General features: G+C 59.6%; 27 protein-coding genes. 15 read left to right on the top strand and 12 right to left on the bottom strand.

Annotated features, from left to right (window positions below):
- Positions 1-2 precede the first annotated feature (2 nt).
- Positions 3-2,849, top strand: a complete 2,847-nt coding sequence (locus POF45_RS21235) for a valine--tRNA ligase (RefSeq protein ID WP_282316653.1) — start codon at positions 3-5, stop codon at positions 2,847-2,849.
- Between the two features lie 266 nt (positions 2,850-3,115).
- A complete protein-coding gene (rlmF, locus tag POF45_RS21230; protein WP_259499642.1) occupies positions 3,116-4,135 on the top strand; it encodes a 23S rRNA (adenine(1618)-N(6))-methyltransferase RlmF in 1,020 nt (339 codons plus the stop codon).
- A gap of 208 nt (positions 4,136-4,343) precedes the next feature.
- Here rlmF and POF45_RS21225 read toward each other — a convergent pair whose 3' ends face one another.
- Positions 4,344-4,625 (bottom strand): HU family DNA-binding protein, encoded by a 282-nt coding sequence (locus POF45_RS21225; RefSeq protein ID WP_007905514.1) that lies wholly within the window; start codon positions 4,623-4,625, stop codon positions 4,344-4,346.
- Positions 4,626-5,021: 396 nt separating this feature from the next.
- Between POF45_RS21225 and yejK the strand changes: the two genes are divergently transcribed.
- Both yejK and POF45_RS21215 read left to right on the top strand, forming a co-directional pair.
- A complete protein-coding gene (yejK, locus tag POF45_RS21220; protein WP_150709897.1) occupies positions 5,022-6,026 on the top strand; it encodes a nucleoid-associated protein YejK in 1,005 nt (334 codons plus the stop codon).
- Entirely contained in the window at positions 6,026-6,376 is a 351-nt protein-coding gene (locus POF45_RS21215) for a glutaredoxin family protein (RefSeq protein ID WP_259499639.1), read from the top strand. The genes yejK and POF45_RS21215 overlap by 1 nt, the downstream gene beginning before the upstream one ends.
- A 58-nt stretch (positions 6,377-6,434) precedes the next feature.
- On the opposite strand, the gene POF45_RS21210 is transcribed toward POF45_RS21215, so the two are convergent.
- A complete protein-coding gene (locus POF45_RS21210; protein WP_259499637.1) occupies positions 6,435-7,370 on the bottom strand; it encodes a glutathione S-transferase family protein in 936 nt (311 codons plus the stop codon).
- Between the two features lie 159 nt (positions 7,371-7,529).
- Between POF45_RS21210 and POF45_RS21205 the strand changes: the two genes are divergently transcribed.
- The gene (locus POF45_RS21205) at positions 7,530-8,951 is read left to right on the top strand and encodes a hypothetical protein (protein WP_282316651.1); all 1,422 of its coding nucleotides are present in this window, start codon (positions 7,530-7,532) and stop codon (positions 8,949-8,951) included.
- On the opposite strand, the gene POF45_RS21200 is transcribed toward POF45_RS21205, so the two are convergent.
- The 4 genes from POF45_RS21200 to POF45_RS21185 form a co-directional block, all read right to left on the bottom strand.
- Entirely contained in the window at positions 8,928-9,254 is a 327-nt protein-coding gene (locus POF45_RS21200; RefSeq protein WP_259499633.1) for a GIY-YIG nuclease family protein, read from the bottom strand. The genes POF45_RS21205 and POF45_RS21200 overlap by 24 nt on opposite strands.
- Before the next feature lie 40 nt (positions 9,255-9,294).
- Positions 9,295-9,765, bottom strand: a complete 471-nt coding sequence (locus tag POF45_RS21195; protein WP_259499632.1) for a nuclear transport factor 2 family protein — start codon at positions 9,763-9,765, stop codon at positions 9,295-9,297.
- A gap of 228 nt (positions 9,766-9,993) precedes the next feature.
- Positions 9,994-10,629: a response regulator gene (locus POF45_RS21190; protein WP_259499630.1), complete on the bottom strand. Its 636-nt coding sequence runs from the start codon at positions 10,627-10,629 to the stop codon at positions 9,994-9,996.
- A gap of 207 nt (positions 10,630-10,836) precedes the next feature.
- On the bottom strand, positions 10,837-11,232 hold the full coding sequence (locus POF45_RS21185) for an Hpt domain-containing protein (protein ID WP_259499629.1): 396 nt from the start codon (positions 11,230-11,232) through the stop codon (positions 10,837-10,839).
- Between the two features lie 370 nt (positions 11,233-11,602).
- On the opposite strand from POF45_RS21185, the gene POF45_RS21180 reads away from it, so the two are divergent.
- The 9 genes from POF45_RS21180 to POF45_RS21140 all read left to right on the top strand — a co-directional run bounded on the left by POF45_RS21180 (position 11,603) and on the right by POF45_RS21140 (position 19,380).
- On the top strand, positions 11,603-12,214 hold the full coding sequence (locus POF45_RS21180; protein ID WP_259499627.1) for a DUF1120 domain-containing protein: 612 nt from the start codon (positions 11,603-11,605) through the stop codon (positions 12,212-12,214).
- A gap of 47 nt (positions 12,215-12,261) precedes the next feature.
- Positions 12,262-12,882 (top strand): DUF1120 domain-containing protein, encoded by a 621-nt coding sequence (locus POF45_RS21175; RefSeq protein ID WP_282316650.1) that lies wholly within the window; start codon positions 12,262-12,264, stop codon positions 12,880-12,882.
- Between the two features lie 36 nt (positions 12,883-12,918).
- Positions 12,919-13,542, top strand: a complete 624-nt coding sequence (locus POF45_RS21170; protein WP_282316649.1) for a DUF1120 domain-containing protein — start codon at positions 12,919-12,921, stop codon at positions 13,540-13,542.
- Between the two features lie 68 nt (positions 13,543-13,610).
- Positions 13,611-14,327 (top strand): fimbria/pilus chaperone family protein, encoded by a 717-nt coding sequence (locus POF45_RS21165; protein WP_259499622.1) that lies wholly within the window; start codon positions 13,611-13,613, stop codon positions 14,325-14,327.
- 124 nt (positions 14,328-14,451) lie between these two features.
- On the top strand, positions 14,452-16,908 hold the full coding sequence (locus POF45_RS21160; RefSeq protein WP_409077921.1) for a fimbria/pilus outer membrane usher protein: 2,457 nt from the start codon (positions 14,452-14,454) through the stop codon (positions 16,906-16,908).
- A 10-nt stretch (positions 16,909-16,918) separates the two neighbouring features.
- Positions 16,919-18,058 carry a DUF1120 domain-containing protein gene (locus POF45_RS21155; RefSeq protein WP_259499620.1) on the top strand — a complete coding sequence of 380 codons (1,140 nt, stop codon included), beginning with the start codon at positions 16,919-16,921 and terminating at the stop codon, positions 18,056-18,058.
- Positions 18,059-18,078: 20 nt separating this feature from the next.
- Positions 18,079-18,729, top strand: a complete 651-nt coding sequence (locus POF45_RS21150) for a DUF1120 domain-containing protein (protein ID WP_282316648.1) — start codon at positions 18,079-18,081, stop codon at positions 18,727-18,729.
- A gap of 24 nt (positions 18,730-18,753) precedes the next feature.
- The gene (locus POF45_RS21145; RefSeq protein WP_282316647.1) at positions 18,754-19,215 is read left to right on the top strand and encodes a DUF1120 domain-containing protein; all 462 of its coding nucleotides are present in this window, start codon (positions 18,754-18,756) and stop codon (positions 19,213-19,215) included.
- Positions 19,216-19,233: 18 nt separating this feature from the next.
- On the top strand, positions 19,234-19,380 hold the full coding sequence (locus tag POF45_RS21140) for a hypothetical protein (protein ID WP_282316646.1): 147 nt from the start codon (positions 19,234-19,236) through the stop codon (positions 19,378-19,380).
- A 64-nt stretch (positions 19,381-19,444) separates the two neighbouring features.
- On the opposite strand, the gene POF45_RS21135 is transcribed toward POF45_RS21140, so the two are convergent.
- From POF45_RS21135 to POF45_RS21110, 6 genes are all read right to left on the bottom strand, one after another.
- Positions 19,445-20,746, bottom strand: a complete 1,302-nt coding sequence (locus POF45_RS21135; protein ID WP_259499614.1) for a CynX/NimT family MFS transporter — start codon at positions 20,744-20,746, stop codon at positions 19,445-19,447.
- Entirely contained in the window at positions 20,736-21,395 is a 660-nt protein-coding gene (locus POF45_RS21130) for a FadR/GntR family transcriptional regulator (RefSeq protein ID WP_282316645.1), read from the bottom strand. The genes POF45_RS21135 and POF45_RS21130 overlap by 11 nt, the downstream gene beginning before the upstream one ends.
- A gap of 244 nt (positions 21,396-21,639) precedes the next feature.
- Complete coding sequence (locus tag POF45_RS21125) at positions 21,640-22,404, bottom strand: amino acid ABC transporter ATP-binding protein (protein WP_003171943.1); 765 nt, start codon at positions 22,402-22,404, stop codon at positions 21,640-21,642.
- A gap of 10 nt (positions 22,405-22,414) precedes the next feature.
- Positions 22,415-23,512, bottom strand: a complete 1,098-nt coding sequence (locus POF45_RS21120) for an amino acid ABC transporter permease (RefSeq protein WP_259499596.1) — start codon at positions 23,510-23,512, stop codon at positions 22,415-22,417.
- A gap of 10 nt (positions 23,513-23,522) precedes the next feature.
- Complete coding sequence (locus POF45_RS21115) at positions 23,523-24,704, bottom strand: amino acid ABC transporter permease (RefSeq protein ID WP_259499594.1); 1,182 nt, start codon at positions 24,702-24,704, stop codon at positions 23,523-23,525.
- Positions 24,705-24,769: 65 nt separating this feature from the next.
- Entirely contained in the window at positions 24,770-25,801 is a 1,032-nt protein-coding gene (locus tag POF45_RS21110; protein ID WP_259499592.1) for an amino acid ABC transporter substrate-binding protein, read from the bottom strand.
- Between the two features lie 469 nt (positions 25,802-26,270).
- On the opposite strand from POF45_RS21110, the gene POF45_RS21105 reads away from it, so the two are divergent.
- Positions 26,271-26,927 carry an alpha/beta hydrolase gene (locus POF45_RS21105; RefSeq protein WP_259499590.1) on the top strand — a complete coding sequence of 219 codons (657 nt, stop codon included), beginning with the start codon at positions 26,271-26,273 and terminating at the stop codon, positions 26,925-26,927.
- The last annotated feature ends 36 nt before the right edge of the window (positions 26,928-26,963 follow it).

Raw genomic sequence — 26,963 nt, 5'->3', positions numbered from 1 at the left:
GCATGGATAAGACCTACCAGCCGCACGCCATTGAAACTTCCTGGTACAACACCTGGGAGTCCGAGAATTACTTCGCCCCGCAAGGCGCGGGCGAGTCCTACACCATCATGATCCCGCCGCCGAACGTCACCGGCAGCCTGCACATGGGCCACGGCTTCAATAACGCGATCATGGACGCCCTGATCCGTTTCCGCCGCATGCAGGGTCGCAACACCCTGTGGCAACCGGGCACCGACCACGCCGGTATCGCCACGCAAATGCTGGTGGAACGCCAACTCGAAGCCATCGGCCAAAACCGTCACGACCTGGGCCGCGAGAAATTCCTCGAGAAAATCTGGGAATGGAAAGACCAGTCCGGCGGCAACATCAGCCGTCAGATCCGTCGCCTCGGCTCGTCCGTTGACTGGAGCCGTGAGCGCTTCACCATGGACGACGGTCTTTCGGAATCGGTTAAAGAGGCCTTCGTGCGCCTGCACGAAGACGGCCTGATCTATCGCGGCAAGCGTCTGGTCAACTGGGACACCAAGCTGCACACGGCGATTTCCGACCTTGAAGTGGAAAACCACGACGAGAAGGGCTTCCTGTGGAACCTCAAGTACCCGCTGGCTGACGGCGCCAAGACCGCTGAAGGCAACGATTACCTGATCGTCGCGACCACTCGCCCGGAAACCATGCTCGGCGACGCCGCCGTCGCGGTTAACCCGAACGATGAGCGCTACCAGGCGCTGATCGGCAAGTTTGTCGAGCTGCCGCTGGTCGGCCGCCGCATCCCGATCATCGCCGACGATTATTGCGACCCTGAATTCGGCACCGGCTGCGTGAAAATCACCCCGGCCCACGATTTCAACGACTACGAAGTCGGCAAGCGCCACAACCTGCCGCTGCTGAACATCTTCGACAAGAACGCGGCCGTATTGCCGGCCTGTCAGGTGTTCAACCTCGACGGCACGCTGAACGAAAGCATCGATGGCAAGATCCCGGCGCAATACGTTGGCCTGGACCGCTTCGAAGCACGCAAGCAGATCGTGGCTGCCTTCGACGCCGCCGGTCTGTTGGTCAACGTCGACGATCACAACCTGAAAGTGCCGAAAGGCGACCGCTCCGGCACCATCATCGAGCCGTGGCTGACCGACCAGTGGTACGTATCGACCAAGCCTTTGGCCGAGCCCGCGATTGCCGCCGTTGAAGACGGCCGTATTCAGTTCGTGCCCAAGCAGTACGAAAACATGTACTTCTCGTGGATGCGCGACATCCAGGACTGGTGCATCAGCCGTCAGCTGTGGTGGGGCCACCGGATTCCGGCCTGGTACGACGAGTCGGGCAAAGTCTACGTCGGCCGCGACGAAGCCGAAGTGCGTGCCAAGCACAACCTCGGCCCGGACGTTGCGCTGCAACAGGACAACGACGTTCTGGACACCTGGTTCAGTTCCGGCCTGTGGACGTTCTCCACACTCGGCTGGCCTGAGCAGACCGAGTTCCTGAAGAAATTCCACTCCACCGACGTGCTGGTGACCGGTTTCGACATCATTTTCTTCTGGGTTGCCCGGATGATCATGCTCACCATGCATTTGGTGAAGAACGAAGACGGCACGCCGCAAGTGCCGTTCAAGACTGTCTACGTTCACGGCCTGGTGCGCGATGGCCAGGGCCAGAAGATGTCCAAGTCCAAGGGCAACGTCCTGGACCCGCTGGACATCATCGACGGTATCGAGCTGGAAGAGCTTGTTCAAAAGCGCACCTCCGGCATGATGCAGCCGAAACTGGCGAAGAAGATCGAGAAGCAGACCCGCGACGAGTTCGCCGACGGCATCGCCAGCTATGGCACCGACGCCCTGCGCTTCACCTTCTGCTCGCTGGCGTCCACCGGTCGCGACATCAAGTTCGACATGGGCCGCGTCGAAGGCTATCGCAACTTCTGCAACAAGATCTGGAACGCCGCGCGCTATGTTCTGGACAAGGGCGAAGACTGCGGCCAGAACGGCGAAGCCTACGAGCTGTCGCTGGCGGATCGCTGGATCATCTCGCAGCTGCAACGCACCGAAGCCGAAGTGACCCGTCAACTCGACCAGTTCCGTTTCGACCTGGCGGCGCAAGCCTTGTACGAGTTCATCTGGAACCAGTATTGCGACTGGTACCTGGAACTGTCCAAGCCCGTGCTGTGGGACGAAAACGCACCGGTAGAACGTCAGCGCGGCACTCGTCGCACGCTGGTTCGGGTGCTGGAAGTCGCGTTGCGTCTGGCGCACCCGTTCATGCCGTTCATCACCGAAGAGATCTGGCAGCGCATCGCGCCGCTGGCTGGCATCGAAGGCAAGACCATCATGCTGCAGCCTTGGCCGGTGGCCGTTGAAGCACGCATCGATCAGGCAGCCGAAGATGACATCGAATGGCTGAAGACGCTGATGCTCGGCACGCGCAACATTCGCGCCGAGATGAACATCGGTCCGGGCAAGCCGCTGAACCTGTTCCTGAAAAACGTCAGCGCCGAAGACCAGCGCCGTCTCACTGAGAACGAAGCGCTGCTCAAGAAGCTGGCGCGTCTGGAATCGATCACTGTGCTGGCCGCTGGCGAAGAAGCACCGCTGTCCGCCACCGCGCTGGTGGGTGAGATGGAAGTGCTGGTGCCGATGGCCGGCCTGATCGACAAGGACGCCGAGCTGGCGCGCCTGGACAAGGAAATCCTGCGTCTGCAGGGTGAAGTCCAGCGCGTCGGTGGCAAGCTGTCCAACGCCGGTTTCGTTGACAAGGCCCCGGCCGAAGTCATCGAGAAGGAACGCGCCAAACTGGCCGAAGCTGAACAGGCTTTGGGCAAACTGGCCGAGCAGCACGCGCGGATTGCCAGCCTGTAACGGCACATCGCAATGAAAAAGGGAGGCCGGTAACGGCCTCCCTTTTTTGTGCCTGCCACTCTCTCGTCCACGACGAATATCCCCTGTGGGAGCCAGCTTGCTCGCGATGAGGCCATTACATTCAACATTGATGTCGACTGTTACACCGCCATCGCGAGCAAGCTCGCTCCCACAGGGGATATTGGTGTTCGTCACAATTGGGTTCACAACGGCCGGATGTGGGACAATACCCGCCACTTTCAGCCATACCCGAATCGACCACGCCCATGACCGCCCCCCGCACACCCCGCCCCGCGCGCAAGAAGCCTGAATCCGCGACCCCGGCCAAAGCCGTTGAGCCGCGCAAAGAGGCCACCTTGCACCCGCGCAACCGCCATCAGGGTCGTTACGACTTCCCGGCGCTGATCAAAACCACGCCAGAACTGGCGAAGTTCGTGATCCTCAACCCGTACGGCAAGGAAAGCATCGACTTCGCCAGCCCCGACGCGGTACGGGTGTTCAACCGGGCCTTGCTCAAATCGTTCTACGGCATCAATCACTGGGACATCCCGGCCGATTACCTGTGCCCGCCGGTTCCGGGGCGTGCCGACTACGTGCACTTCCTGGCCGACCTGCTGGCCAGCGTCAACGACGGCGAAATCCCGCGTGGCGCGCCGGTCAAGGTGCTCGATATCGGTATGGGCGCCAACTGCGTCTACCCATTGATCGGCTACAGCGAATACCGTTGGCACTTCCTCGGTTCGGAAGTCGACCCGACCGCCGTGTCCGCTGCCAAGGCCATCGTGCAGTCCAACGGGCTGAACAAGGCCATCCAGCTACGCCAGCAAACCAACCCCAAGCAGATCCTGCTGGGCCTGCTGGAGCCGGGTGAACGCTTTGACCTGACCATGTGCAACCCACCCTTCCATGCGTCGATGGATGAGGCGACCAAGGGCAGCGAGCGAAAATGGCGCGCACTGGGCCGCGCCGACCCGAAACGCAAACTGCCGGTACTGAACTTTGGCGGCCAATCGGCGGAATTGTGGTGTGAGGGCGGCGAAGCACGCTTTGTAACGCAACTGATCGCCGAGAGCGCGCACTTCCAGCACAAAGTGCTGTGGTTCAGCACCCTGGTGTCGAAGGCGTCGAACCTGCCGGCGATCCAGACCGCGCTGAAAAAAGCCGGCGTCCTGGAAAGCCAGGTCGTGGAAATGTCCCAGGGCCAGAAGCAGAGCCGCTTTGTCGCCTGGACTTTCCAGACCAAATCCGAGCAGCAGGTGTGGCGTGAGCGCTGGGCTCGCAAGTAACTGACGGATACAGTTCAAAAAATGTGGGAGCGAGCCTGCTCGCGAAAGCGGTCTTACATTCAACAGTGATGCTGAATGTCATAACCCCTTCGCGAGCAGGCTCGCTCCCACCATTGGTTTAGCGGTGCGTGCGAAAGCGCCGCTAAATCACAAACACAAAAAAGCCGTGCCCGGATCACTCCGGGCACGGCTTTTTCAATACTGCGTCTTACTTGTTAACAGCGTCGGTCAGGCCTTTGGCCACAACCAGCTTGATAACTTTCTTGGCAGCGATTTCGATGGCAGCGCCAGTCGAAGGGTTGCGGCCGGTGCGGGCAGGACGCTCGGTCACTTTCAGCTTGCCGATACCTGGCAGGGTGATTTCGCCGCCGTTTTCCAGCTGATCGGCAACGATTTGGCCCAGTTGGTCCAGAGCGTTACGCGCGGTGGTTTTTGGCGCGTCGATAGCTTCAGCGATGTCGGCGATCAGTTGGTCTTTAGTAAGAGCCATGTAGTGTTCCTTCCCTATCAAATTCATATGGATTGCAGAGTGCAGTGTCAGCCATCGAGCCCGATCTTCTGGATCTGGCACCCTCGGCCATAACCGCGACGAGTCGGGGTAATAGATACCGAAATCAGGGTTTGGTTCGACCTGACAAATGCTGAATGCACGCTTAACGCAGTGACTTCGCGTAAGACGGGGCAAAACTAGCACAGAGACGGGGAAATATCCGCCTCTAGCTACCCATTTGGTCAGCTTTATTGCTCTAAACCGGGAAAAAACTGCATAAGGGCCGCCCGGTGACCGGGAATTGCCCTACAACCCGCGCCAAAACCAGTGATTGCGGTACACTGAGCGCTTTTTTGGGGGAGCACGCCCTCCTCCCTTCCATCAGCCGAGAAGCCCATGCCGATCCGTCATTGCATCGTCCACCTGATCGACAAAAAACCCGACGGCACACCTGCAGTTCTCCACGCCCGCGACTCCGAACTGGCCGAGTCGAGCGCCATCGAGAACATGCTTGCCGACCTTAACGAGAGCTACAACGCCAAACAGGGCAAGGCCTGGGGTTTCTTCCATGCCGAGTCCGGGGCGCATCCTTTCAGCGGCTGGCTGAAGGAATACCTCGATGGCGGCAAGGATTTCACCGCGTTCAGCCGGGTGGCGGTGGAGCATCTGCAAAAGCTGATGGAAGAGTCGAACCTGTCAGTGGGCGGCCACGTGCTGTTTGCGCACTACCAGCAAGGCATGACCGATTACCTGGCCATCGCCCTGCTGCACCACAGCGAAGGCGTGGCGGTGACCGATCAATTGGACGTGACGCCGTCGCGCCACCTGGACCTGGGCCAATTGCACCTGGCGGCGCGGATCAACGTCTCCGAGTGGCAGAACAACAAGCAGTCCAGGCAGTACATTTCGTTCATCAAGGGCAAGAACGGCAAAAAGGTTTCGGAGTATTTCCGCGACTTCATCGGCTGCCAGGAAGGCGTCGACGGCCCCGGCGAAACCCGCACCCTGCTCAAGGCCTTCAGTGACTTCGTCGAAAGCGAAGACCTGCCGGAAGAGTCTGCCCGCGAGAAAACCAAGACCCTGGTCGATTACGCCAGCAGCCAGGCCAAACTCGGCGAGCCGATGGGCCTGGAAGAACTCTCGGAGCTGATCGACGAGGAGCGCCCGAAAGCCTTCTACGATCACATCCGTAACAAGGACTACGGCCTGTCCCCGGAAATCCCGGCAGACAAACGCACCCTGAACCAGTTCCGCCGCTTCACCGGCCGCGCCGAAGGGCTGTCCATCAGCTTCGAAGCGCACCTGCTGGGCTCGAAGATCGAATACGACGAAGAAGCCGGCACGCTGATCATCAAGGGCCTGCCGACCCAACTGACCGACCAGCTCAAGCGGCGCAACTGATGTTGAACGGCATCCTGAAGAAATTCCTGCTGATCCTGCTGGTGGTGGTGGTTTACCAGAACTGGGGCAAGATCGAGCGGGTGTTCAACCCCTCGCAGGTGGTGTCCGAGCAGACGCAGGCCAAGGCCAGTGTCGTGCTCTATGCCACTGACTGGTGCGGCTACTGCAAGCTGACCCGGCGCTTCCTTGATCAGAAGGGCATTCCCTACAAGGAATTCGATATCGAGAAGGACGCCCAGGCGCGCAAGGCCTATGAAGCGCTGGGCGGGCGCGGGATTCCGTTGATCGATGTAAACGGCACGTTGATTCGCGGGTATGACCCGGACGAAATCCTCGCTGCACTGAAATAAATTCCCAGAAACACACAATCCCTGTGGGAGCGAGCAAGCTCGCTCCCACAGTTGATCTTCAACGGGCCTCCATCCGAAAGCCAAACCGCGGAAAGTGCACATGCACCAACCCGGCCCTCTCGTCTTCTCGCCGCACAATCAATTCCTCACGCCCCGCAAACAACAACTCGCCCGCCACGGGATCAACGCCATAGTCCGTCGCCGCAATCACCACCGGCTGCCCAACCTTGAAGCCATTCGGCTCAACAAACGACTCATCCGGCAACACCGCCGGCGTGGCATGGCGAGACACCTCAAGCGCCTCCTCGGCGGTCATCTCGCTGAACGCGCCATGACCAAAGCCCATCACTCGACCAAACCAGGCCAAAACCGCCGGATACGCATCCACCAACGGCGACGTCACGGGTGTTGCCTTGAGAAACCACAGGCAGTGCGCCAGGGAAAAGTCGGCAATCGACGCCTCGCCGAACAGGAAATCACCCTGCTCGCGCTGAAGCTGTTGCTCCAGACGGCCCATGATCGTCGGCCACTGGTGCCGAGCCTGTTCTGCCGACAACCTCGTCGCGCTGCCACCACTGAACAGCCCGGCGCGATCCGCCAGGAATGCCTTGATCGCTTCCGGCGGTAATTTACCGAAACGCACGGCTACCGATTCCGGCTGAAACACCAGACTCACCGCATGCTGGAACACCACCGAATCGACCCAGGCCGCAAAACTGGCGACGACCATTTCCTGCCCTTCGGGGAAAAACGCCGGCAAGGTTTTCTCCTGCTCCAGTCGACGGGCGATCAGTGCGGTGTCGCAATAAATGTCAGCGCCGATCTGCAGCACCGGCGTCTTGCGATAGCCGCCGGTCAGGGCAGTCAGATCAGGTTTTGGCATCACCGGCGAAATCTTCACTGAGCGCCAGGACAAGCCCTTGAAGCCCAGCAGCAGGCGCGCCTTTTCGGCGAACGGGGACGTCGGGTAATTGTGCAAAATCAGATGTGACATTCTGAAAAATTCCACCGTTTGATTGATATTCAAGAGCTTAGCGTGCAAAGAGCGGTCAGCGTATATAACCTGCCTTATGATTGAGCATCACCAAAACACATCGGATCGGCCGCACCGTACGCCGACACCGTAAAACAGGTCACTGAACTGATAAAGCCCATGAAACCCATTAAAGCTCACTGCACAGACTTCATATTCTATTGCGTCCGTAAGTGGCCCACTCTTTTCACCAAAAGCTTCAAAAACAAATTTTTTCCTTATTCAACACAACTCTTTTATCCACCCCCCTCTACCTTTCTCCATCCGCACGCCAGCTTGCTGAAAGGAACAAGCCAATGGAAATCCGTCAACATAACAGCTGCCATCACTCCTAAAGAACTGTTGCGCCTGCACAAAGCCCTCAAAACAAACGCCATTATCTATGGTCACGAATCGCCCCCAACCATTCTCCACACCGAACATCCGCAAGAACCTATTGAAATTATCAACACCCTGCCGTTCAATGACACTAACCCTTATGATACAGACCGAGTCCTGATCGATACTCAGTTCTGCTCCAGGTGCACGATCACTGTTATTCGCCTTGCGAGCGACTCCATTTATCTGTCTCTGGATTTTTACCTAAACGCCCAAGCCACCGATCAGTGCTACAAAGTTGATACGTCCGACATTACCGAATACCACGCATTCAGATCATTCAACCCTTACTCACGGAAGTTTCGGATCGAGCACTCAGTCCACCATATTGAAGATCGAGTCATTTACCTGGCAAACCAAGTTCTATCCGATGTTCAAGAAACAGCAGGAACGCTATTCGGAAGATGGGGCATCGATGCCAGAACGAAAAACCCGATTACCGTGGCTAGCTTCAACAGCGACCTCAGCATGCCATACGCTGGAAACGAGAGTGCTTACATCGGCCTGGAAGACACTGATTTCTATCTACTGGAAAGAGACGGCCGTGCTTACAGCTACTGCACGGCAAAATTTACCGAGGAGAGTTATCTCTATGACTTTGACTTCGATGACTTTCTGGCAGACGCTGTCCATATTAGCGAAGATAACGACCCGTACGACCTTAAGGATTACCGTCAATCCCACCTCTATCTTTCACTCATTAAAGAGGCAAGCAATCAATATGAAAAATGCCGCGACCTTATCAACCCAACTCTACTGACCATCAGCAAGAAAAGCGAAAAAAGCCTGCATGCACTATTGGAAGCCAACTTGCAAATCAATACCCTAAAGAAAAGAACAACAACACTGAGGATCTTTATTTCAGATCGGTGCTTTTCACCTTTCCAACAGCCCGCACTGGAAGGGCTTGACGTTCTGATAGAAAAGATAGACCACCTGCTAATATCCATTCACGAACGCAAAGCCCTAAGCAACGATCAACTGCAGTTCAAAAACCTTAGATTCACCAAGTACCTTTCATTAATTGTGGGTGGTTTTGCACTCTTGCAAGTGTTACTGGCGGTCATCGTTATAGACTGGAGCTCGTCAGCACCGAATCAAAATCCTGTTCAAAAGAATTTTTCCGCCTTGATCACCTGGCTACTTCACGGGTTCCGGGAGTGAAAGATTCGCACTGGCGACCAGACATTCCTTGGCGCTTTTCTTCAGTTTCTTGATCAGCCGTTCCTGGCGCAGCGCTTCGCTTTTATCGCGGCAGGCTTCGGTGTAGACCAGCGCCACAGCCGGGCTTGAGAGGAAGAAGCGTGCGCCTTTGCCACTCTGGTGCGTGGCGAAACGGCGCACCGGATCGTCACTGATGCCGCAATACAGCGAACCGTTGGCGGCGCGTACCAGATAGACGAACCACGGCTTGCTGGCAGGAACCGGTTCGGTGGCAATGACGATGGATTCGCTGAGGGTGTTCATGCGGCGATCAGGGCTTGAATGGAGACAAGCCGCGATCTTATCAGCGACTGGCCTGAAATGCCTTGAGCCCCTTCAACGCCTGGGCGCGGACGGCGTTGCGTACCAGCGGCGTCCAGCCCAGCAGCAGCCCTTTGACACCCAGTGCCTGACGCGACCAGGCCCACAGGTCGAAGCTGTCGTGATGTTCGCAGATCTTGCCGTCGCGAAACACGAAGCGCGCCTGGATATCATTGACCACGGTGTTGCCGGTCTGGCTGAACAGGTAGGTCGCGACCCAATGGGCACCACCGGTACGCTCATCGCTGCGCACGTTGTCGAAGGTCAGGGAGAAGTCCTTGGCGCGAGTAGTGAGCATGCGCCACATGTCACCGGCATCGCGGCCACGCAGCTCGCCGAATGCCGGGTCACTGAACACCACGTCCTCGGTGTAGCAGGCGCTCATGGCTTCGGCATCCAGGCGCTGGAAGGCCTTGTAGAACTCAGTGATCAAAGCGCTATGGGCGTCACTCATGGACAGGCTCCGTGATGGGGTGGGCAGGCTTTGCACGATAGTCTGCCGACACGGATAAAACCATGGTCATCAATGATGAGAATGCCCAGGATATCGCGTGACATTAAACCTTGTGGGGGCGGGCTTGCTCGCGAAGAGACCGTGTCAGCCAATCTCAATGTTGAATGACACACTGCCTTCGCGAGCAAGCCCGCGCCCTCAGGTTTCGCAACTGACTGGCATCGCGCACTAAGGCACCATGCCGCTACGCCGGGCATACGCGAACAAATCCACGTCGGTCGAAATGCTGAGCCGGTTCATTGCGGTGCTTTTCTGTTTGCTGATCGTCGAAATACTGCGATTGACGTGAGCGGCAATCTCACTGACGGTCATGCCGGTAGCAAGCATGCGCACCACTTCGTGTTCCTTGCGCGACAACTGTGGTTCGTGCGCAGGATCCTGCGTCCCCGCCTCCATCAGTTGCATGCGCAAATGCTCGGTAATAAAGGTCTGGCCCTTGCTGACTGCATCGATTGCAAGCGGCAACTCGCGGGCGGACGCGCTTTTGGCCACGACCGCTCGCGCACCTCGGGCAAACGATGCCCGCAACGTGGCGACATTGGCGAACATGGTCACCAGAATCACCGGCAATTGCGGATACTTGCGTTGCAGCAGGCACAACAGGCCATAGCCGTCCGTGTGCTGGTTACCCGGCATGGCAAAGTCGGTCACCAGCAAGTCACACGGCACAGTGGCCAGCAGGGCCAGCAGCTCGTCAGGCCCGTCAGCCTCCCCCACAACCTCGCATCGGCCATTCGCCTCGATAACCACTTTTTGCCCGATGCGTACCAGTGGATGATCGTCAGCAATAATTACGCGGAGCATTGGACCTACTCGTGATGACAATCTGGACTCGCGCAAAATACCCCCGCTTCACACGTCCCACAACTGCCAATCAGTGCCCTCATTTCCGGGTTGCCCATGCCTGTTGAAGCAGGCCACATGCCCACAACAAAAACAGAAAAAACCTACGAAACAAACCTACACCACCACGGATATAGGCTGACAGATACGGCGCTGTATCACGGCGCCTCACAGATTTTTAAGATCGTTGAGGTAGGCCAGCATCCTCTTGTGAAAATCCTCCAAAAGCGGCTGATTGATCACAACCCCTCGTTGGCGCACGGCAGCAATCAATCGCGCCCCCTGAGTTTCGGATTCGGTCGCGCCCAGAAAGGCGACGCAGCCCACAATCCGATGCAACTGCTCCACGACCGCCGTTACATCCAGGCTCGATTGGGCCCGTTGCAGGACGGTCAAGTCCTGGTTCACCTCTCGAATCATGGTGTCCAGCAATCGGTCCACCATCTGCGCAGAACCAAACAGCTGGATCAGACTTTCACGGGTATGGCGCAACGGCACGTTAAAGGGAGCGGGGTTGTGGGTGTCTTGCGCCCCTCGGGCGCCAATGTTGGCTAGAGACTTCATACCGCTGGAAAAACTCGTCAGGGCTGCCCCTTGGCAACGAACACTCAAAGGGGCGGCGGCCAGAGAAGACAGAACGCGTTGCGTGAACGCTTCCGATGAGCGAGCAGACTATTCGCGCGACCCGACCCGGCGCGATACAACAATTACGAAAAGGATAATTTCCTACATCAAAAATTGACGATTCTGATGACCAACTCCGTCATTTCGGTGCCGCACGCACTTCTCGTAATAGTTGTATTTCCCCGACCCCGACCGTTCGTTAGATTGCGCCGCACCCCACTTGGGGCAACGGTCACGCTTGACCCTTGCCGCCCTTCGGCAGGGTGAAACAGACACCTGTCATCGGCGGCCCATCACAAAGGTTATGAACATGAAGCGACTTGTTCCGGCAGTCCTCGCCTCGGTACTGACATCGTCGGTCTGGGCTGCCAGCACTACTGATCTGAACGTCACAGGGACGATCACTCCCAGCTCCTGCCAGCCCTTGCTATCCAGCGGCGGGTCGGTAGATCTGGGCAAGATTGCGGCCGCCGATCTGAAGCCTGACCAGCACACCGCCTTGCCGACTCAAGCGCTGCGTTTGAGCGTGCGTTGTGAAGGCGCGATTCTTTTTGCCATGAATATGATCGACAACCGTCCAGGCACATCGCCTGTCGAGAGTCTGCATGGGCTTGGCATGACCAGTAATAACGAGAAGCTGGGTAGCGCTGCCTTTGGGCTCATGAACCCCGTGGCCGATACCGTGCCGGTGCGCGCCATCTTTTCACTCAATGGCGGAAGTACCTGGGTCGCTGCGTCCTACCTGGGACACGCCGCCCTGACTGCCGTCGCGTCCATGGACGGTGCGCTTACCCCCATTGCCGTGCAAAACCTGGATGCCGACCTGAGTGTCGCCACCAATATCGCTCCGGCCGACGGTTTGACCCTGATCGATCAGGAGCCCATCGACGGCCACGTCACGCTGCAATTGAAATACCTGTGATCCGCAACATTCCTCACCCTACCCTTTATACAAAGGAACTTTCTACCGTGAACAAGCTACTCAAAACCGTTACCAGCACCCTGTTGATTGCCTGCGCGCCCGCCGCGTTTGCTGCGTCCACCGTGGACTTGACGGTCACTGGCCTGATTACCCCCAACTCCTGCACGCCGCTGTTGTCCGGCGGTGGCCAGGTCGACTACGGCAAGATCTCGGCGAAAGATCTCAAGACCACACAGAGCACCTTGATCGGCGTGAGAACCCTGCAAATGAGCGTGAGTTGCGATGCACCGATCCTCGTTGGCCTCAAGGCAATCGACAATCGTTCTGGTTCTTCGGCAACGCTTCAGGGTATGGGGCTGGGCCTGATCAACGGTGATCAGAAGCTGGGTTACTACTATTTGTACCTGCGCAACCCGATCGCTGACACCGTGGCCGTCCAGCCCATCGTTACCGAGGACAACGGCCGGTCCTGGATGAACGATGCGTTCTGGAACCCGCAATATCTGTCCTCGGTCGCCGCCATGAGCGATGACTCGCAACCGATCCCTATGCAAAACCTGACAGTGGACCTGGAAGTGCAAACACTCATCGCCCGCACCGACGGCCTGGACCTGAGCAATGAAGTGCCGATCGACGGTTCGGCCACACTGGAAGTGAAGTACCTGTAACCACTGGATCTGTACTGAAAAGGAGTTCGTTTCACCATGAACAAGATGCTCAGCGCCATCGCGCCCGTCCTGCTGTTGGGCAGCGCCCTTGGTGCTCACGCGGCTTCGACCGTGGATCTGGCAGTCAAGGGGCTGGTTACACCGAGTTCCTGCACACCGTCGCTGACCAGCGGCGGCGTGGTCGACTACGGCAAAATGTCCTCCAAGGACCTGAGGCCCGACCGCGCCACCTCCCTGGCCAACGTCAACCTGCAACTGGCCGTCACCTGCGAGGGCAGCACGTTGCTGGCCTTGCAAGGCAACGACAACCGTGAAGGCTCGGACCACCGGAACGATCTCCAGTATTACGGCCTGGGGTTGATCAACGGCGGTGAAAAACTCGGGGCTTTCGATCTGCGATTTTCTTCGCCCGTTGCCGACGGCATAACGGTCCATACCATCGCTTCGCCGAACGGCGGCGGTTCATGGTGGGCCGAACCCAATCTTGTTCGGGGTGACATTCTCAGTGTCGCTCATATTGGCTCTCTGGTGCCGATTCCCGTACGCAACCTGACGGCCGATGTGCGGATCGGTGCGGAAATCGCACCGACCCGACAGCTGACACTGGATAACGAAGTGCCACTGGATGGCTCAGCCACGATAACCGTCAAATACCTTTAACGTTCTCGCGATCCGACCTCAGGCCTTTTGCCTGGGGCCGGGTCATGAATGACCTGACGAGACACGTCATGACCACGCTATATTCAAAATACGATCTGCGACGCACCCTGAGCCTGGGCCTGTTGAGCCTGGTGTTGAGCTGTTCGGCCCAGGCCGACGGCATGGTGCCGGAAACGTCCGTGGTGATCGTCTACGAGGCAGAGGGTGAAGCTGCCGTTTCTGTCACCAACACCGATGCAAAAGTTTCACTGTTGCATGTCACCCTGGAAAACGTGCCCGAAGACACCGAAAGCCTGCTGGTCGTCACCCCGCCACTGGCCAGGGTGAACCCCTCGGCATCGCAACTGGTGCGCTTCATTCTGCAAAATCCGCAGCCGCTGCGGACCCAACGGCTCAAGCGAGCGATTTTCGAAGGCATGCCCCAGGACCGCGAGGCCACCGAAGCGGGTCATGCCCGGGTCGGCGTGACGGTCAGGCAGAACCTGCCGGTGATCATTCACCCCAAGGGCCTGGCAACGAATCGCACGCCCTGGACCGGCTTGAGCTGGTCGCTGAAAAACAACGAACTCAGCGTGCTCAACGACACCCCTTATGTGGTGCGCCTGGCGCAGGAACTGCAACTGCTCCCCGGCAAGGACAAGGCGATGTTGCCGCGCACCTACATCCTGCCAGGCGAGCACTTGACGGTGGGCGTGCCGACGCAGTCCGCCAACACCGTACGCCTGCAACCGGCCACCGTGTACGGCTTTGCAGTCGCCGCCTATGACGCACCGATCAGCCCCTGAGCCATTCACGCTTCAGGAGTCGCCCCTAACAAGAATGAAGTGACCGCGATGTGACGGTCACCACCCGACAGCCCGGGAACGCTGCGCAGTAAGCCTGCGCGCCCCCACAAACCGAGTGTCCTTCGTGAAAACAGTATTGAATTACCGTGACGGCGCAGCTGTGCGCGTCGGTTCGCGCCGGACCTTGGTGCGAACACGCCTGAGCCGGGCCGCGCTACCGCTGATCAATCTGCTGTGGCTCACCCCCGCCTGGGCAGACAATCAGGGCCAGTTCGACGCGCAGACCTTGCAGCAGCGCGGGATCGATCCGGCGCTGGCCAGGTTGCTGCTGGAGAGCCCGCGCTTTACCGCCGGCACCCATGCCGTCAGCCTGAGCGTCAACGGCCTGCGGCAGGGACGCATCGACGTGCAGTTCGACCAGCAGGGCATGCTGTGTTTTGATCGCCCGCTACTCGACACGGGCAAACTGATCGTCCCCGATGACAATCAGCGCTGTCATGACTTCATCAAGGCTTACCCGCAGACCGTGGTGGAACAGGACCCGGCCACGCTGAGTGTCGCGCTGGTGGTACCGACCGCCGCCCTGCGCCCGACCCAGCAGGATATTTCCGGCTACGAGACCGGTGGCGTGGCCGCCCTGCTCAATTACGATTTGAGCGGTGTCTACAACCGTTTCAATGATGACAGCAACCGCTTCGGATCAGCCAACACCGAAGTCGGGTTCAATGCCGGCGACTGGATCGTGCGCAGTCGGCAAGTGCAGACCTGGCAAGACGACCGTTCCAGCACCACGCACCTGGAAGCCTATGCGCAACGCACCTTCGCCAGTCATCAGGCGGTGCTGCAGGGCGGTCAGATCAACCTCTACAACCCGGTGTTGTCCGGTGCGCAGATCACTGGCGTGCAGGTCTTCACTGAACAGGCGTTGCAGGACCAGCATCAGGGCGCAACCATCGACGGCATCGCCAACAGCCCCGCGCAGGTGGAAATTCGCCAGAACGGCGCGCTGATCCACTCGACGGTGGTGCCCGCCGGGCCGTTTTCCCTGACCGACGTCCGACGCCTCAACAGCCGTTCGGATGTCGAAGTCACGGTCAAGGAAACGTCGGGCGGCGAACGGCGCTATACCGTCCCTGCCGCCATGCTCGGCATCGGTTTGCCTGCCCCCGGCTATTCAATCGGCGCGGGGCGAGTACGCAATATCGGCGACGCCGATGGCAACGACCCCTGGGTGGTCAGTGCCGGCTGGAGCGGCGCGCTGCACCCGCAACTGAGCCTGGGCGCCGGTACGTTGTTTGCCAGTGATTACCGCTCCGCCGGCTTGAGCCTGGGCTGGTTGCCCTGGGCCGACAGCCAGATCCAGCTCTCGACCCAGGCCGCCGATGCACGTATCGATGAGGCTGAGCGCGGACTGCAAACCGACCTGTCCTGGACTCAGCGACTGGACGAGCAATGGTCGTTCACGGCCGCCAATTCCTATCGCACGCCTCACTATCGCGAGCTGGAAGAAACGGTCTACCAGAACGACCGCGAGACTCGCCGCAACACCCGTCACCGCTATCGCGACCAGCAAAGCCTCGCGCTGTCCTGGACGCATCCGTGGCTGGGCGCATTCAGCGGCGGGGCGTCGCGCGCCACGACCTTCAACGGTGACGACAGCAGCCGCCTGTTCGCATCCTGGGGCACCAACATCAGGGGCGTGTCGGTTTCCGCCAGTGGCGAAAGGCAAATGGGCGGCGAAAATTTCCAGGACAACGCGCTGTACTTCACCGTCAGCGTGCCGCTGGGCGAAAACCGCCGAGGCCGCTCCTGGCTGCGTAACTCTGGAGGCGAGCACCGCACTGGCCTGGGCCTGAACGAGCAGGTCAACGACCAGCTCAGCTATCGCGTCGCCGCCGAACACGACAGCCGCGACCAGGAAGTGGAAAGCTCGCTGGGTGTTTCCTATTTGCCGCGCTACAGCCAGTTCGATTTCAACTACACCCGATCCAACGCTGATCAATCGAGCTATCAGGGGGGCGCGCGTGGTGGCGTCGTGGCGCATGCCGGCGGGGTTACGTTCTCGCCTTATCCGGTGCGCGACACCTTCGCCCTGCTCTCGGTCGGCGACATGTCCGGCATCAAGGTCAACACCCCAAGCGGCCCGGTCTGGACCGATTGGCAAGGCCAGGCCGTGGTCCCGCAAGTGTCGGCCTATGGACGTAGTGCCGTGGAGGTGCAGACCCGCTCACTACCACGCAACGCCGACATCAGCAACGGCTTGGCAATGGTCTCCGCCGGACGCGGGGCCGTGGACCGGATCGACTTCGGTGTCTCGATGACACGCCGCGCATTGCTCACCGTCAGCACCGATCAGGACCAACCACTGCCCCGTGGCGCGTCGGTCACTGACGATCAGGGTGCATTCGTGACCCTGGTACAGGACAACAGCCAGGTGTTCTTGCCCAACGTGCTCGATCAACCTTCGCTGTGGATAAAAGCCCCCGGCATGAGTCGCTGTCAGTTGCACTTCAAACTGCCGGAAAAGGCTGATCCGCAGGTGTATTTCGAAACCGCGCCCGCCCGCTGCCAGACGCCTTGAGGACTTTGCAATGAACCTGGATAAAACCCTGCAACGGCTGGCGATCTTTCTGCTGATCGGCACAGCCACCAGCGCTCAGGCGCTGGAAGAGTGCCAGCTCAACCTGAGCGAAACGGTGCTGGATTTCGGCCAGTTGAGCCGCATCGCCCGGCACCATCAAGCCGGCCAGCAATTAATTGGCGAACGCCGCCTGAGCCTGACCCTTAACTGCCCGCAGGTCATGGACTTGAGCCTGTTCTACCGAGGGTTGGCGGCCAGCGCCGAACGGCTGCGCTTTACCGAACGCGGCAACTATCGGCTCCAGGTCAGCGACGCGGTGGTGGATGGCCAGGCCACCGAACTGGGACTGTTGAGCGCCGTCGGCCAACCGCCTGCCGACAACGCCACCGTGCTCGACTGGCTTCCTGGCTACGGCATCGCACCGGTGCGCGCCGGGGCCGTGGTATCAGGCAAAAGCCTGGCCCTGCAACTGTCGGTCAACGCCTGGGCCGACGCGGGCGCCACGTTGGTCCAGGACGCAACCACCTGGGAAGCCAGCGGCCTGATCGACGCCGTTGGCACCGGTCGTGCCCGGGAGCTGACGTTGCGCGCCCGTGTCGTTCCGGCGTCCTGTATCCCGACACTGTCCAACGGCGGCGTGGTGGATTACGGCAGGCTGTCGGTCAAGGAACTGAACATCGACAAGGAAACCGTGCTCCCGACCAAAACGCTGCTGTTTTCCGTCGCCTGTGACGCCGCCACCCCGTTCGCCGTACGCATGCAGGACAACCGCGACGGTTCCGCCACGGGCGGTACGGATGAAACGTCTTATGGCCTGGACCTGGACGGCACCGGCAACAAGATCGGTCGCTTCTACGTGAACGTCGACCCCGCCGAGTTCAGCGCCGACACCCTCGCCACGCTCTATCGCACCGACTCCACCACGTCCGGCAGAGCGTGGAGCAGCGCCAGCTCCCGGACGATCCCCATCGGCGCCAACAGCTATCTGGGGTTTACCGACAGCGTCGGCGACAGCACTGGCCCGGTGTCGATCCAGAACCTGTCCGGGAGCCTGCACATCAAGGCGATTGTAGCCCCTACCCAAGCCCTGGATTTGCGTAACGACGTGCGCCTGAACGGCTCGGGCACCATCGAAATCATTTACCTGTAACGTCTATCGAGGAACCACTGATGAACCTTTATGGCATTGCATTTTCCAGTGTGGTCGGCTTGCTGACCCTGCCGTTGGCACAGGCGGCATCTTCCGTCGAGTTGACCGTCCAGGGCCGCATTACGCCACTGGCCTGCGTCCCGACCCTGTCCGGCGGCGGCGTGGTCGACCTGGGCAGGATCTCGCATCAGGACCTGAACATCGAGACCGGCACGAGGCTGCAACTGCGCCAGTTGAGCCTTGGCATCAGCTGTAACGGCCCCACCCGTTTCGTCCTGCTCATGACAGACAACCGCGACGGCTCGGCGAACGTCAACAGCGAGATTTACTACGGGCTGGGCTTCGACAACAAAGGCAACAAGGTCGGCCTGTTTTCGGTGAGCTTCGACCCGAAGCTCACCGTGGCCGACAGCCTGCCGCAAATCTATGGCACCGAATCCACCACCGGCGGCGCCGCCTGGCGCACCTCCAACCTGCGACCGATCGATATCGGTTCACGCAGCTACCTGGGCTTCACCGATATCGAAGGCAGCACCGCAGGCCCTTCAGCGATCCAGGATCTAAACAGCTTGTTGAACATCGAGGTGGTGCTCGCCGCCCTGAAAAACCTGGACCTGAGCAGTGACGTGCGCATCGATGGCTCAGGCAGCCTGCACATCAAATACCTGTAACCACAACATTAAGGAAACACCCGAATGAAGTACTGTTTTGCGGTCCTGTCCACGGCTGTGCTGATCGCTGCCATGCCCCAGGCTCTCGCGGCGTCTACGGTCGACCTGGCGGTCAACGGCGCCATTACCCCGGCGGCTTGTTTGCCGAACCTGTCCGGCGGCGGCGTGGTCGATTTTGACAGGATTGCGGCAAAGGACCTGCGGCAAACCGGCTCGACGCCTCTGCCGGATCACACGCTGACGCTGCAAGTGAGTTGCGACTCTGCCATCCCTTTCGCCCTGCTCGCCACGGACAATCGCGCGGGAACGGCCTCGCAGGCAGGCAGCCTGTACTTCGGCCTGGGGCTGATCAACGGCAGCCAGAAACTGGGGGGCTACAACATTGTGATGATGAATGCTGTTGCCGATGGCGTAGAAGTCGCGGCAATCAGGTCCCCGGACGGGAAAACGGACTGGCAGCACAATCTGTTCTGGTGGCCCACTTAATACATGTCAGTGGCTGCCATGGATAACGTCAGCCAACCGATTGCCGCTCAGAACCTGACGCTGGATCTGCTGATCGGCACGTCTATCGCTCGGGCGGACGGACTGGACCTGAGCAATGAAGTGCCCATTGATGGCTCGGCAACCCTTGAGATGACGTACCTGTAATTCGCTGAGTCTGCGCTCGTGGCACCGGCATCGGTGCCACGAGCGCGAGCCTGGAGATTGAAACCTAAAGCTTTTCGCTGACCACCTGAACGTACAACGAACGTCCCGCCCCAAGGCCCGCGATAATCGCGCCCAGGCCGATCACACCGAAGATCCAGCCCACGGCGTTCCAGCCACCGGTCCAGTCATGCACCACGCCGACCGCGAACGGCCCCATCGATGCCAGGGTGTAACCGAAGCCCTGGGCCATGCTCGACAGATTGGCCGCAACATGCGAGTCCCGTGAGCGCAGCACGATCAGGGTCAGCGCCAGGCTGAACGTACCGCCCTGCCCCAGACCCAACAGAATCGCCCAGCCCCATAGGCCGTCGAGCGGCGCATAAAGGCAGCCAAACAGACCACCGAGGGTCAGCAGCATGACCACCACAATCGCCAGCCGCTGATCCTTGCCACGGGTCGCCAGCCACGGTGCGGCCAGGGAACTGGCCAACTGCACGATCACCGAGCCCGACAGCACCAGCCCCGCTTGCGTCGGCGTCAGGCCACGGCCGATGAGGATGGACGGCAACCAGCCGAAGACGATGTACGCCAGGGACGATTGCAGCCCCATGTACAGCGTCACTTGCCAGGCCAGAGGATCTCGCAGCAGACCGCGCACCCGATAGGCCACGTTGTGCGCGCCGTGTTTCTGGCCGACTTGCGGCAACCAGAACATCGCCGCCACCAGCGCCGGCACGATCCAGATGCCCAGCCCCATGGTCCAGCTGTGATCGAAATGTTCGCTCAACGGCACGGTCGCCCCCGCCGCCATCGCCGCGCCCAGACACAACGCCATGGTGTAGACACCGGTCATGGTCCCGGCGTGTTTGGCGAAGTCGCGCTTGACGATACCCGGCAGCAACACGCCGATCACACCGATGCTCGCACCGGCCAGCACGCTGCCTGCAAACAGACCGACCTCACCGAACGAACTGCGCAGGATGATCCCGCCGGCCAGGGTCAGGAGAATCCCCAGCACCACCCGCTCGGCGCCGAAACGCCGGGCCAGGATCGGCGCCAGCGGTGCGAACAGACCGAGGCACAGCACCGGCAGCGTCGTCAGCAAACCGGCCTGCGCCGCCGACAGGCCAAGGGATTTCGACACCTCGCTGAGCATCGGCGCCATGCTCGACAGCGCCGGCCGCAGGTTCAGTGCCACCAGGATCAAACCCAGCAGCAACAGCCACGGGCGCTTGAGCAGCGGATGACTTTGCTGGACGACTTCATCATCGGCCTCGGCATCGATCAACAGCTCTTCGAGCTCCGCCGTGCGTTTGGGTTGAATACTGTTCGGGCTGGACATGGTTTTCTCGGTTTCAAGGTTCATTGATCAACTGCCTCGACAGGGCTTTGGCCCGTTCCGGGTCGCGTTGTTCGACGGCATCGAGCAACTCGATGTGCAAGTCGAACACTTCCTGGCGGCGGGGGGTGATGTTCAGGGTTTTGCGCAACTGTGCGCCGACGATGCTGGAGAAGTAGCGGTACAACTCGCTGAGCGTCGGGTTGTGGGCGGCGTCTACCAGACGACCGTGGAACACCAGGTCGCAGGCAATAAAACTTTCCAGGTCACCGTGGTAGTGAGTGCCACTGACGCCCAATGCTTCGCGCAAGGCCACCAGGTCTTCATCGGTGCGGCGCAAGGCAGCCAGGCCGATGGCCTCGACTTCAAGAATGTGCCGGGTCTCGCGAGCCTGTTCGAGGGTGCAGCGCGACAACGCTTTCATGGTGTCGAGCGGATCGATCACGGCACGCAGATAACTGCCGTCGCCCTGGCGGATTTCAATCAACCCGGAAAACGCCAGCACGCGCATGGCTTCACGCACAGTGTTGCGGCTGATACCCAGTTCGGCGGACAACTCAGGCTCGGTGGGCAGACGTTCACCGACCGCCCATGCACCTTGGGTAATGCGCAGACGTAATTGATCCAGGGCCTGGTCAACCAGGGAACGCTTGATGAGTGGAGAAATTTCTGACATTGGAATTCGCCCTTTCATCCAATCATAGGATGAATTTTCTGACATGGTAGTCAGCTTTGTCTGACAGGGCAACCTTTGGAGAAGCAGCACGACAAATGGAGTGACAAACACACATCCCCCCTGTGGAGCGGGCTTGCCCTACAACATAGGATCTCCCACAGGGGGGATTTGTGTCTGGCGGCTAAATCCCGGGCAAAAATAAACCCGGAACACGGTCCGGGTTTATTTCAGTGCCTGGCGTCGATCAATGCAGGATCTGGCTCAGGAACAGTTTGGTGCGGTCGTTCTGCGGGTTGTCGAAGAAGTCGTTCGGCGCGGCCTGTTCGACGATTTCGCCCTTGTCCATGAAGATCACGCGGTTGGCCACGGTGCGGGCGAAGCCCATTTCGTGGGTCACGCAGAGCATGGTCATGCCGTCTTCGGCCAGGCCGATCATGGTATCCAGTACCTCTTTCACCATCTCGGGGTCGAGCGCCGAAGTCGGTTCGTCGAACAGCATGATTTTCGGTTTCATGCACAGCGCGCGGGCAATCGCCACACGCTGTTGCTGACCGCCGGACAGTTGCCCCGGGAATTTATGCGCCTGCTCCGGAATGCGTACGCGCTCCAGGTAGTGCATGGCAATTTCCTCGGCCTTGCGTTTGGGCATCTTGCGCACCCACATCGGTGCCAGGGTGCAGTTCTGCAAGATGGTCAGGTGCGGGAACAGGTTGAAGTGCTGGAACACCATGCCGACTTCACGGCGGATCGCTTCGATCTGCTTGAGGTCGTTGGTCAGCTCCACGCCATCGACCACGATGCGGCCCTGCTGGTGTTCTTCCAGACGGTTGAGGCAACGGATGGTGGTGGATTTGCCGGAACCCGACGGGCCGCACAGGACGATACGCTCGCCCTGCTTGACGTTCAGGTTGATGTCTTTCAACACGTGGAACTGGCCGTACCACTTGTTCACGCCCTGCATCTGAATAATGCCTTCAGGGCTCACAGGCTGTTTGATCGCTTCACTCATGAGTCAACTCCTAACGCTTGTGGCCAGTGTCCAGCTTACGTTCCAAATGCATGGAGTAGCGGGACATACCAAAACAGAAAATCCAGAACACCAGGGCCGCAAACACATAACCTTCGGTTGCCATGCCCAGCCATTTCGGGTCGGCGGCCGCTTGCTTGACACTGTTGAGCAGGTCGAACAAACCGATGATGATCACCAGGCTCGTGTCCTTGAACAGCGCAATGAAGGTGTTGACGATGCCCGGAATCACCAGCTTCAGGGCTTGCGGCAGAATCACCAGGCCCATGCTGCGCCAGTAACCGAGGCCCATCGCGGCAGCCGCTTCGTACTGACCTTTGGGGATCGCTTGCAGACCACCGCGCACCACTTCGGCCACGTAGGCCGACTGGAACAGGATCACGCCGATCAACGCCCGCAGCAGTTTGTCGAAGTTCATGCCTTCAGGCAGGAACAGCGGCAGCATCACCGAGGACATGAACAGCACCGTGATCAACGGCACGCCGCGCCAGAACTCGATGAAGGTCACGCAGACCACACGAATCGCCGGCATGTTCGAACGACGACCCAGCGCCAGCACAATCCCCAGCGGCAACGCACCGGCAATACCGACGGTGGCAATGACCAGGGTCAGCATCAGGCCGCCCCACTGGCTGGTCGCCACGTTGGTCATGCCGAAGATGCCGCCATGCAGCAGGAAGTAGGCAATGATCGGGTACGCCACCAGGAAGCTCAGCCCGTAGACCGCTTTACGCGGGAAACGCGAGATGAACAAAGGGGCCACGCCGATGATCGCCAGCCACACGGTCAGGTCCACGCGCCAGCGCAGCTCGGGCGGGTAGTAGCCGTACATGAACTGGCCGAAGCGCTGTTGGATGAACACCCAGCAGGCGCCTTCCTTGGTGCAGTCGGCGCGGGTGGTGCCGACCCAGTTGGCGTCCAGGATCGCCCAGTGCAGCAGCGGTGGAATCACCAGGTAGATCAGGTAGAACGCGAACAGGGTCAGCAGGGTGTTGATCCAGCTGGAGAACATGTTGGCGCGCATCCACGCCACCACGCCAATACTGCGGCTCGGTGGTGGCATGTCGGGTTTGAAAGTATGGGTAGTCATGCGCGTTTCCTCACCGCTCGATCAGCGCAATGCGCTTGTTGTACCAGTTCATCAGCAGGGAAATGCTGATGCTGATCGCCAGGTACACGCTCATGGTGATGGCAATGACCTCGATCGCCTGCCCGGTCTGGTTCAGCACCGTACCGGCAAACAACGACACCATTTCCGGATAACCGATACCGGCGGCCAGCGAAGAGTTCTTCGCCAGGTTGAGGTATTGGCTGGTCAGCGGCGGGATGATCACGCGCAGGGCTTGCGGGATGATCACCTTGCGCAGGGTCGGACCGTTGCGCAGGCCCAGCGAACGCGCCGCTTCGGTCTGGCCGTGACTGACCGACTTGATGCCCGAACGCACGATCTCGGCGATAAACGCCGCGGTGTACACCGTCAGGGCCAGGGTCAGCGCCAGCAGTTCCGGGATCAGCACCCAGCCACCGACGAAGTTGAAGCCTTGCAGCTTGGGCATTTCCCAGTGCAGCGGTGCGCCGAAGATCAACGCACACAGCGCCGGGATCACGATGATGATCGCAAGACCGGTCCAGAACTTGTGGAATGGCACGCCCGTGGCTTCGAAACGCTTGTTGGCCCAGCGGCACATCAGCACGATGGCGACGATGGACACCGCCACACTGATCACAAACGCCCAGAATCCATTGGCCATTTGCGCGGCCGGCATGTTCAGGCCACGGCTGCTGACGAAGAAGGTGTCGCCGAAGTTATGACTGGCACGCGGCCCCGGCATGGTCAGGAACACGGCGAAGTACCAGAACAGGATTTGCAGCAGTGGCGGGATGTTGCGGAAAACTTCCACGTACACCGTTGCCAGCTTGCTGATGATCCAGTTCGGCGACAGCCGTGCCACGCCGACGATGAAACCGAGGATGGTCGCCAGCACCACGCCGATCACGGTCACCAGCAAGGTGTTGAGCAGACCGATGACAAACACCCGGGCATAGCTGTCCGATTCGGTGTAGTCGATCAGGTGTTGAGCGATGCCGAACCCGGCACTGCGCTCCAGAAATCCGAAACCGGAGGTAATACCCCTGTGTTGCAGGTTGGTTTGCGTATTGTTGAACAGATACCAGCCCATCGCGACGACCGCGACAATGGTGATGATCTGGAATAGCCACGCACGCACTCGCGGATCGCTGAGGCTGAGCCTCTGCTTTGGTGCGCCGATTGATTTTTGCATGGAGTGCCCCGGAAATAATGGAACAGAACATCACCCGGTGGTTGGCCCACCGGGTGATAGAACCATCAGCGCACTGGTGGTGCGTATTGAATGCCGCCGTTGGTCCACAGCGCGTTCAGGCCACGGTCGATTTCCAGCGGAGTGCTCTTGCCGAGGTTTTTCTCGAAGATTTCGCCGTAGTTACCGACCTGGGAAACAATCTTGACGACCCAGTCCTTCGGCAGTTTCAGGTCCTTGCCGTATTCACCGTCGCCGCCCAGCAGACGAGCAACGTCCGGGTTCTTGGTCGACTTGGCTTCTTCAAGCACGTTTTTCGAAGTGATGCCGGCTTCTTCTGCGTTCAGCAGCGCGTAGCCAACCCAGCGAACGATCGCCAGCCACTCGTCGTCGCCGTTACGCACGACCGGGCCCAGTGGTTCTTTGGAGATGGTTTCCGGCAGGACCACGTAGTCTTTTGGCGAAGCCAGTTTGCTGCGCTGTGCGTACAGCTGCGACTTGTCGGAAGTCAGTACGTCGCAACGACCGGATTCCAGCGACTTGGCGCTTTCATCGGAGGTGTCGAAAGTGATCGGGGTGTACTTCAGGCCGTTGGCGCGGAAGTAGTCGGACACGTTCAGCTCGGTGGTGGTACCGGCCTGGATGCAGATGGTTGCGCCGTCCAGTTCCTTGGCACTTTTCACGCCCAGCTTGCTGTTGGCCAGGAAGCCCACGCCGTCGTAATAAGTGATGAAGCCAGGGAATTTCAGACCCATGCCCGCGTCACGGGAGCTGGTCATGGTGGTGTTACGCGACAGCACGTCGATTTCGCCCGATTGCAGCGCGGTGAAGCGCTCCTTGGCGTTCAACTGGCTGAACTTGACCTTGGTCGCGTCGCCGAATACGGCAGCGGCAACAGCGCGGCAGACGTCAGCGTCGATCCCGAGGATCTTGCCGGTGGAGTCCGGAACCGAAAAGCCCGGCAAGCCATCGCTGACGCCGCACTGTACGAAACCTTTCTTCTGCACTGCATCCAGGGTTGCACCCGCCTGAGCGAACCCGCTGACACCGAGGACTGTTGCAGCAGTCACGATGGCCAGGGTGGATTTCAACATCTTCATTCAAACCTCCAGTTTTGCTCTTGTTGTGTCGGAGCTTGAGTCCAGTCGCACCCTTATGAGGCGTTGTCGACCCGTGTTGGCTTTTTTTGGGGTCAACCGACGTCAGGACCTTAGCTATGAGTCTAGTAGGAGAAAATCCACATCATGGACAACTCACTTCTCACCAATCGGCCGAACGGGCTGTAGCCCTTTCACGTTCGCTAAGCCCGTAGCGGCCACTGGCGAACATCCATCACCGGATTTTTTGCTATCCCGTCGCCGGCCGTACACTGATAGTGTTACCGCCGGACGCGAGATGAGTTGCACAAGCTTCCACATAGCAAAGCCCGTACCACACCAACTGCTCAAGCGATTCAGCGGCTGGTCAATAGCAAAACTTGCACCCGTGCGACATCTTCTTAACTGATCAACCCGTCGCGCACTCGAATCACGCACTCAATGAGAGCGCACGCACACATTTGGAGCAGCCATGACCCAGCCCTTGATTCTTCAGCCCGGCAAGCCCGTAGACGCCTGCGTTATCTGGCTGCACGGCCTGGGCGCCGACCGCTACGACTTCCTGCCGGTGGCCGAAGCCCTGCAGGAAAGCCTGCTGACCACCCGCTTCGTGCTGCCCCAGGCACCGACCCGCGCCGTGACCATCAATGGCGGCTACGAGATGCCGAGCTGGTACGACATATTGGCCATGAACCCGGCCCGCGCGATCAATCGCGAGCAGCTGGAAGAGTCGGCGCAGATGGTCATTGATCTGATCGAAGAGCAGCGAGCCAGCGGAATAGACGCCTCGCGGATTTTCCTGGCCGGTTTTTCCCAAGGTGGCGCCGTGGTGCTGCACAGCGCTTACCTGAAATGGCAGGGACCGCTCGGTGGCGTACTTGCCCTCTCTACCTATGCACCGACCTTCAGCGATGAACTGGAGCTTTCGGCCAGTCAGCAACGCATTCCACTGCTGAGCCTGCATGGCCAGTACGACGACGTGGTACAGAACGCCATGGGCCGTAGCGCTTACGAGCATTTGAAGCAGCGCGGTGTCACCGTCGCATGGCAGGAATACCCAATGGGCCACGAAGTGTTACCCGAGGAGATTCACGACATCGGCGTCTGGCTTGCCGAGCGTTTGCGCTAATCGCGGCTCTTTATGTAGCCCTTTGATCATCCCGCT

Source organism: Pseudomonas fungipugnans, assembly GCF_029955235.1.
GTDB classification, from domain to species: domain Bacteria; phylum Pseudomonadota; class Gammaproteobacteria; order Pseudomonadales; family Pseudomonadaceae; genus Aquipseudomonas; species Aquipseudomonas fungipugnans.
The sequence above is the reverse complement of the archived record's forward strand: the minus strand, read 5'-3'. Positions and strand labels throughout refer to the sequence as shown.

Coding starts and splice junctions, on each gene's coding strand:
- POF45_RS21215 (WP_259499639.1), top strand. CDS start 6,026: ATGTTGAACGGCATCCTGAAGAAATTCCTGCTGATCCTGCTGGTGGTG.
- POF45_RS21190 (WP_259499630.1), bottom strand. CDS start 10,629: ATGCTCCGCGTAATTATTGCTGACGATCATCCACTGGTACGCATCGGG.
- POF45_RS21110 (WP_259499592.1), bottom strand. CDS start 25,801: ATGAAGATGTTGAAATCCACCCTGGCCATCGTGACTGCTGCAACAGTC.
- POF45_RS21120 (WP_259499596.1), bottom strand. CDS start 23,512: ATGACTACCCATACTTTCAAACCCGACATGCCACCACCGAGCCGCAGT.
- rlmF (WP_259499642.1), top strand. CDS start 3,116: ATGACCGCCCCCCGCACACCCCGCCCCGCGCGCAAGAAGCCTGAATCC.
- POF45_RS21145 (WP_282316647.1), top strand. CDS start 18,754: ATGAAGTACTGTTTTGCGGTCCTGTCCACGGCTGTGCTGATCGCTGCC.
- POF45_RS21140 (WP_282316646.1), top strand. CDS start 19,234: ATGGATAACGTCAGCCAACCGATTGCCGCTCAGAACCTGACGCTGGAT.
- POF45_RS21115 (WP_259499594.1), bottom strand. CDS start 24,704: ATGCAAAAATCAATCGGCGCACCAAAGCAGAGGCTCAGCCTCAGCGAT.
- POF45_RS21180 (WP_259499627.1), top strand. CDS start 11,603: ATGAAGCGACTTGTTCCGGCAGTCCTCGCCTCGGTACTGACATCGTCG.
- POF45_RS21155 (WP_259499620.1), top strand. CDS start 16,919: ATGAACCTGGATAAAACCCTGCAACGGCTGGCGATCTTTCTGCTGATC.
- POF45_RS21150 (WP_282316648.1), top strand. CDS start 18,079: ATGAACCTTTATGGCATTGCATTTTCCAGTGTGGTCGGCTTGCTGACC.
- POF45_RS21210 (WP_259499637.1), bottom strand. CDS start 7,370: ATGTCACATCTGATTTTGCACAATTACCCGACGTCCCCGTTCGCCGAA.
- yejK (WP_150709897.1), top strand. CDS start 5,022: ATGCCGATCCGTCATTGCATCGTCCACCTGATCGACAAAAAACCCGAC.
- POF45_RS21170 (WP_282316649.1), top strand. CDS start 12,919: ATGAACAAGATGCTCAGCGCCATCGCGCCCGTCCTGCTGTTGGGCAGC.
- POF45_RS21235 (WP_282316653.1), top strand. CDS start 3: ATGGATAAGACCTACCAGCCGCACGCCATTGAAACTTCCTGGTACAAC.
- POF45_RS21105 (WP_259499590.1), top strand. CDS start 26,271: ATGACCCAGCCCTTGATTCTTCAGCCCGGCAAGCCCGTAGACGCCTGC.
- POF45_RS21135 (WP_259499614.1), bottom strand. CDS start 20,746: ATGAACCTTGAAACCGAGAAAACCATGTCCAGCCCGAACAGTATTCAA.
- POF45_RS21195 (WP_259499632.1), bottom strand. CDS start 9,765: ATGAGTGACGCCCATAGCGCTTTGATCACTGAGTTCTACAAGGCCTTC.
- POF45_RS21130 (WP_282316645.1), bottom strand. CDS start 21,395: ATGTCAGAAATTTCTCCACTCATCAAGCGTTCCCTGGTTGACCAGGCC.
- POF45_RS21125 (WP_003171943.1), bottom strand. CDS start 22,404: ATGAGTGAAGCGATCAAACAGCCTGTGAGCCCTGAAGGCATTATTCAG.
- POF45_RS21200 (WP_259499633.1), bottom strand. CDS start 9,254: ATGAACACCCTCAGCGAATCCATCGTCATTGCCACCGAACCGGTTCCT.
- POF45_RS21165 (WP_259499622.1), top strand. CDS start 13,611: ATGACCACGCTATATTCAAAATACGATCTGCGACGCACCCTGAGCCTG.
- POF45_RS21185 (WP_259499629.1), bottom strand. CDS start 11,232: ATGAAGTCTCTAGCCAACATTGGCGCCCGAGGGGCGCAAGACACCCAC.
- POF45_RS21205 (WP_282316651.1), top strand. CDS start 7,530: ATGAAACCCATTAAAGCTCACTGCACAGACTTCATATTCTATTGCGTC.
- POF45_RS21225 (WP_007905514.1), bottom strand. CDS start 4,625: ATGGCTCTTACTAAAGACCAACTGATCGCCGACATCGCTGAAGCTATC.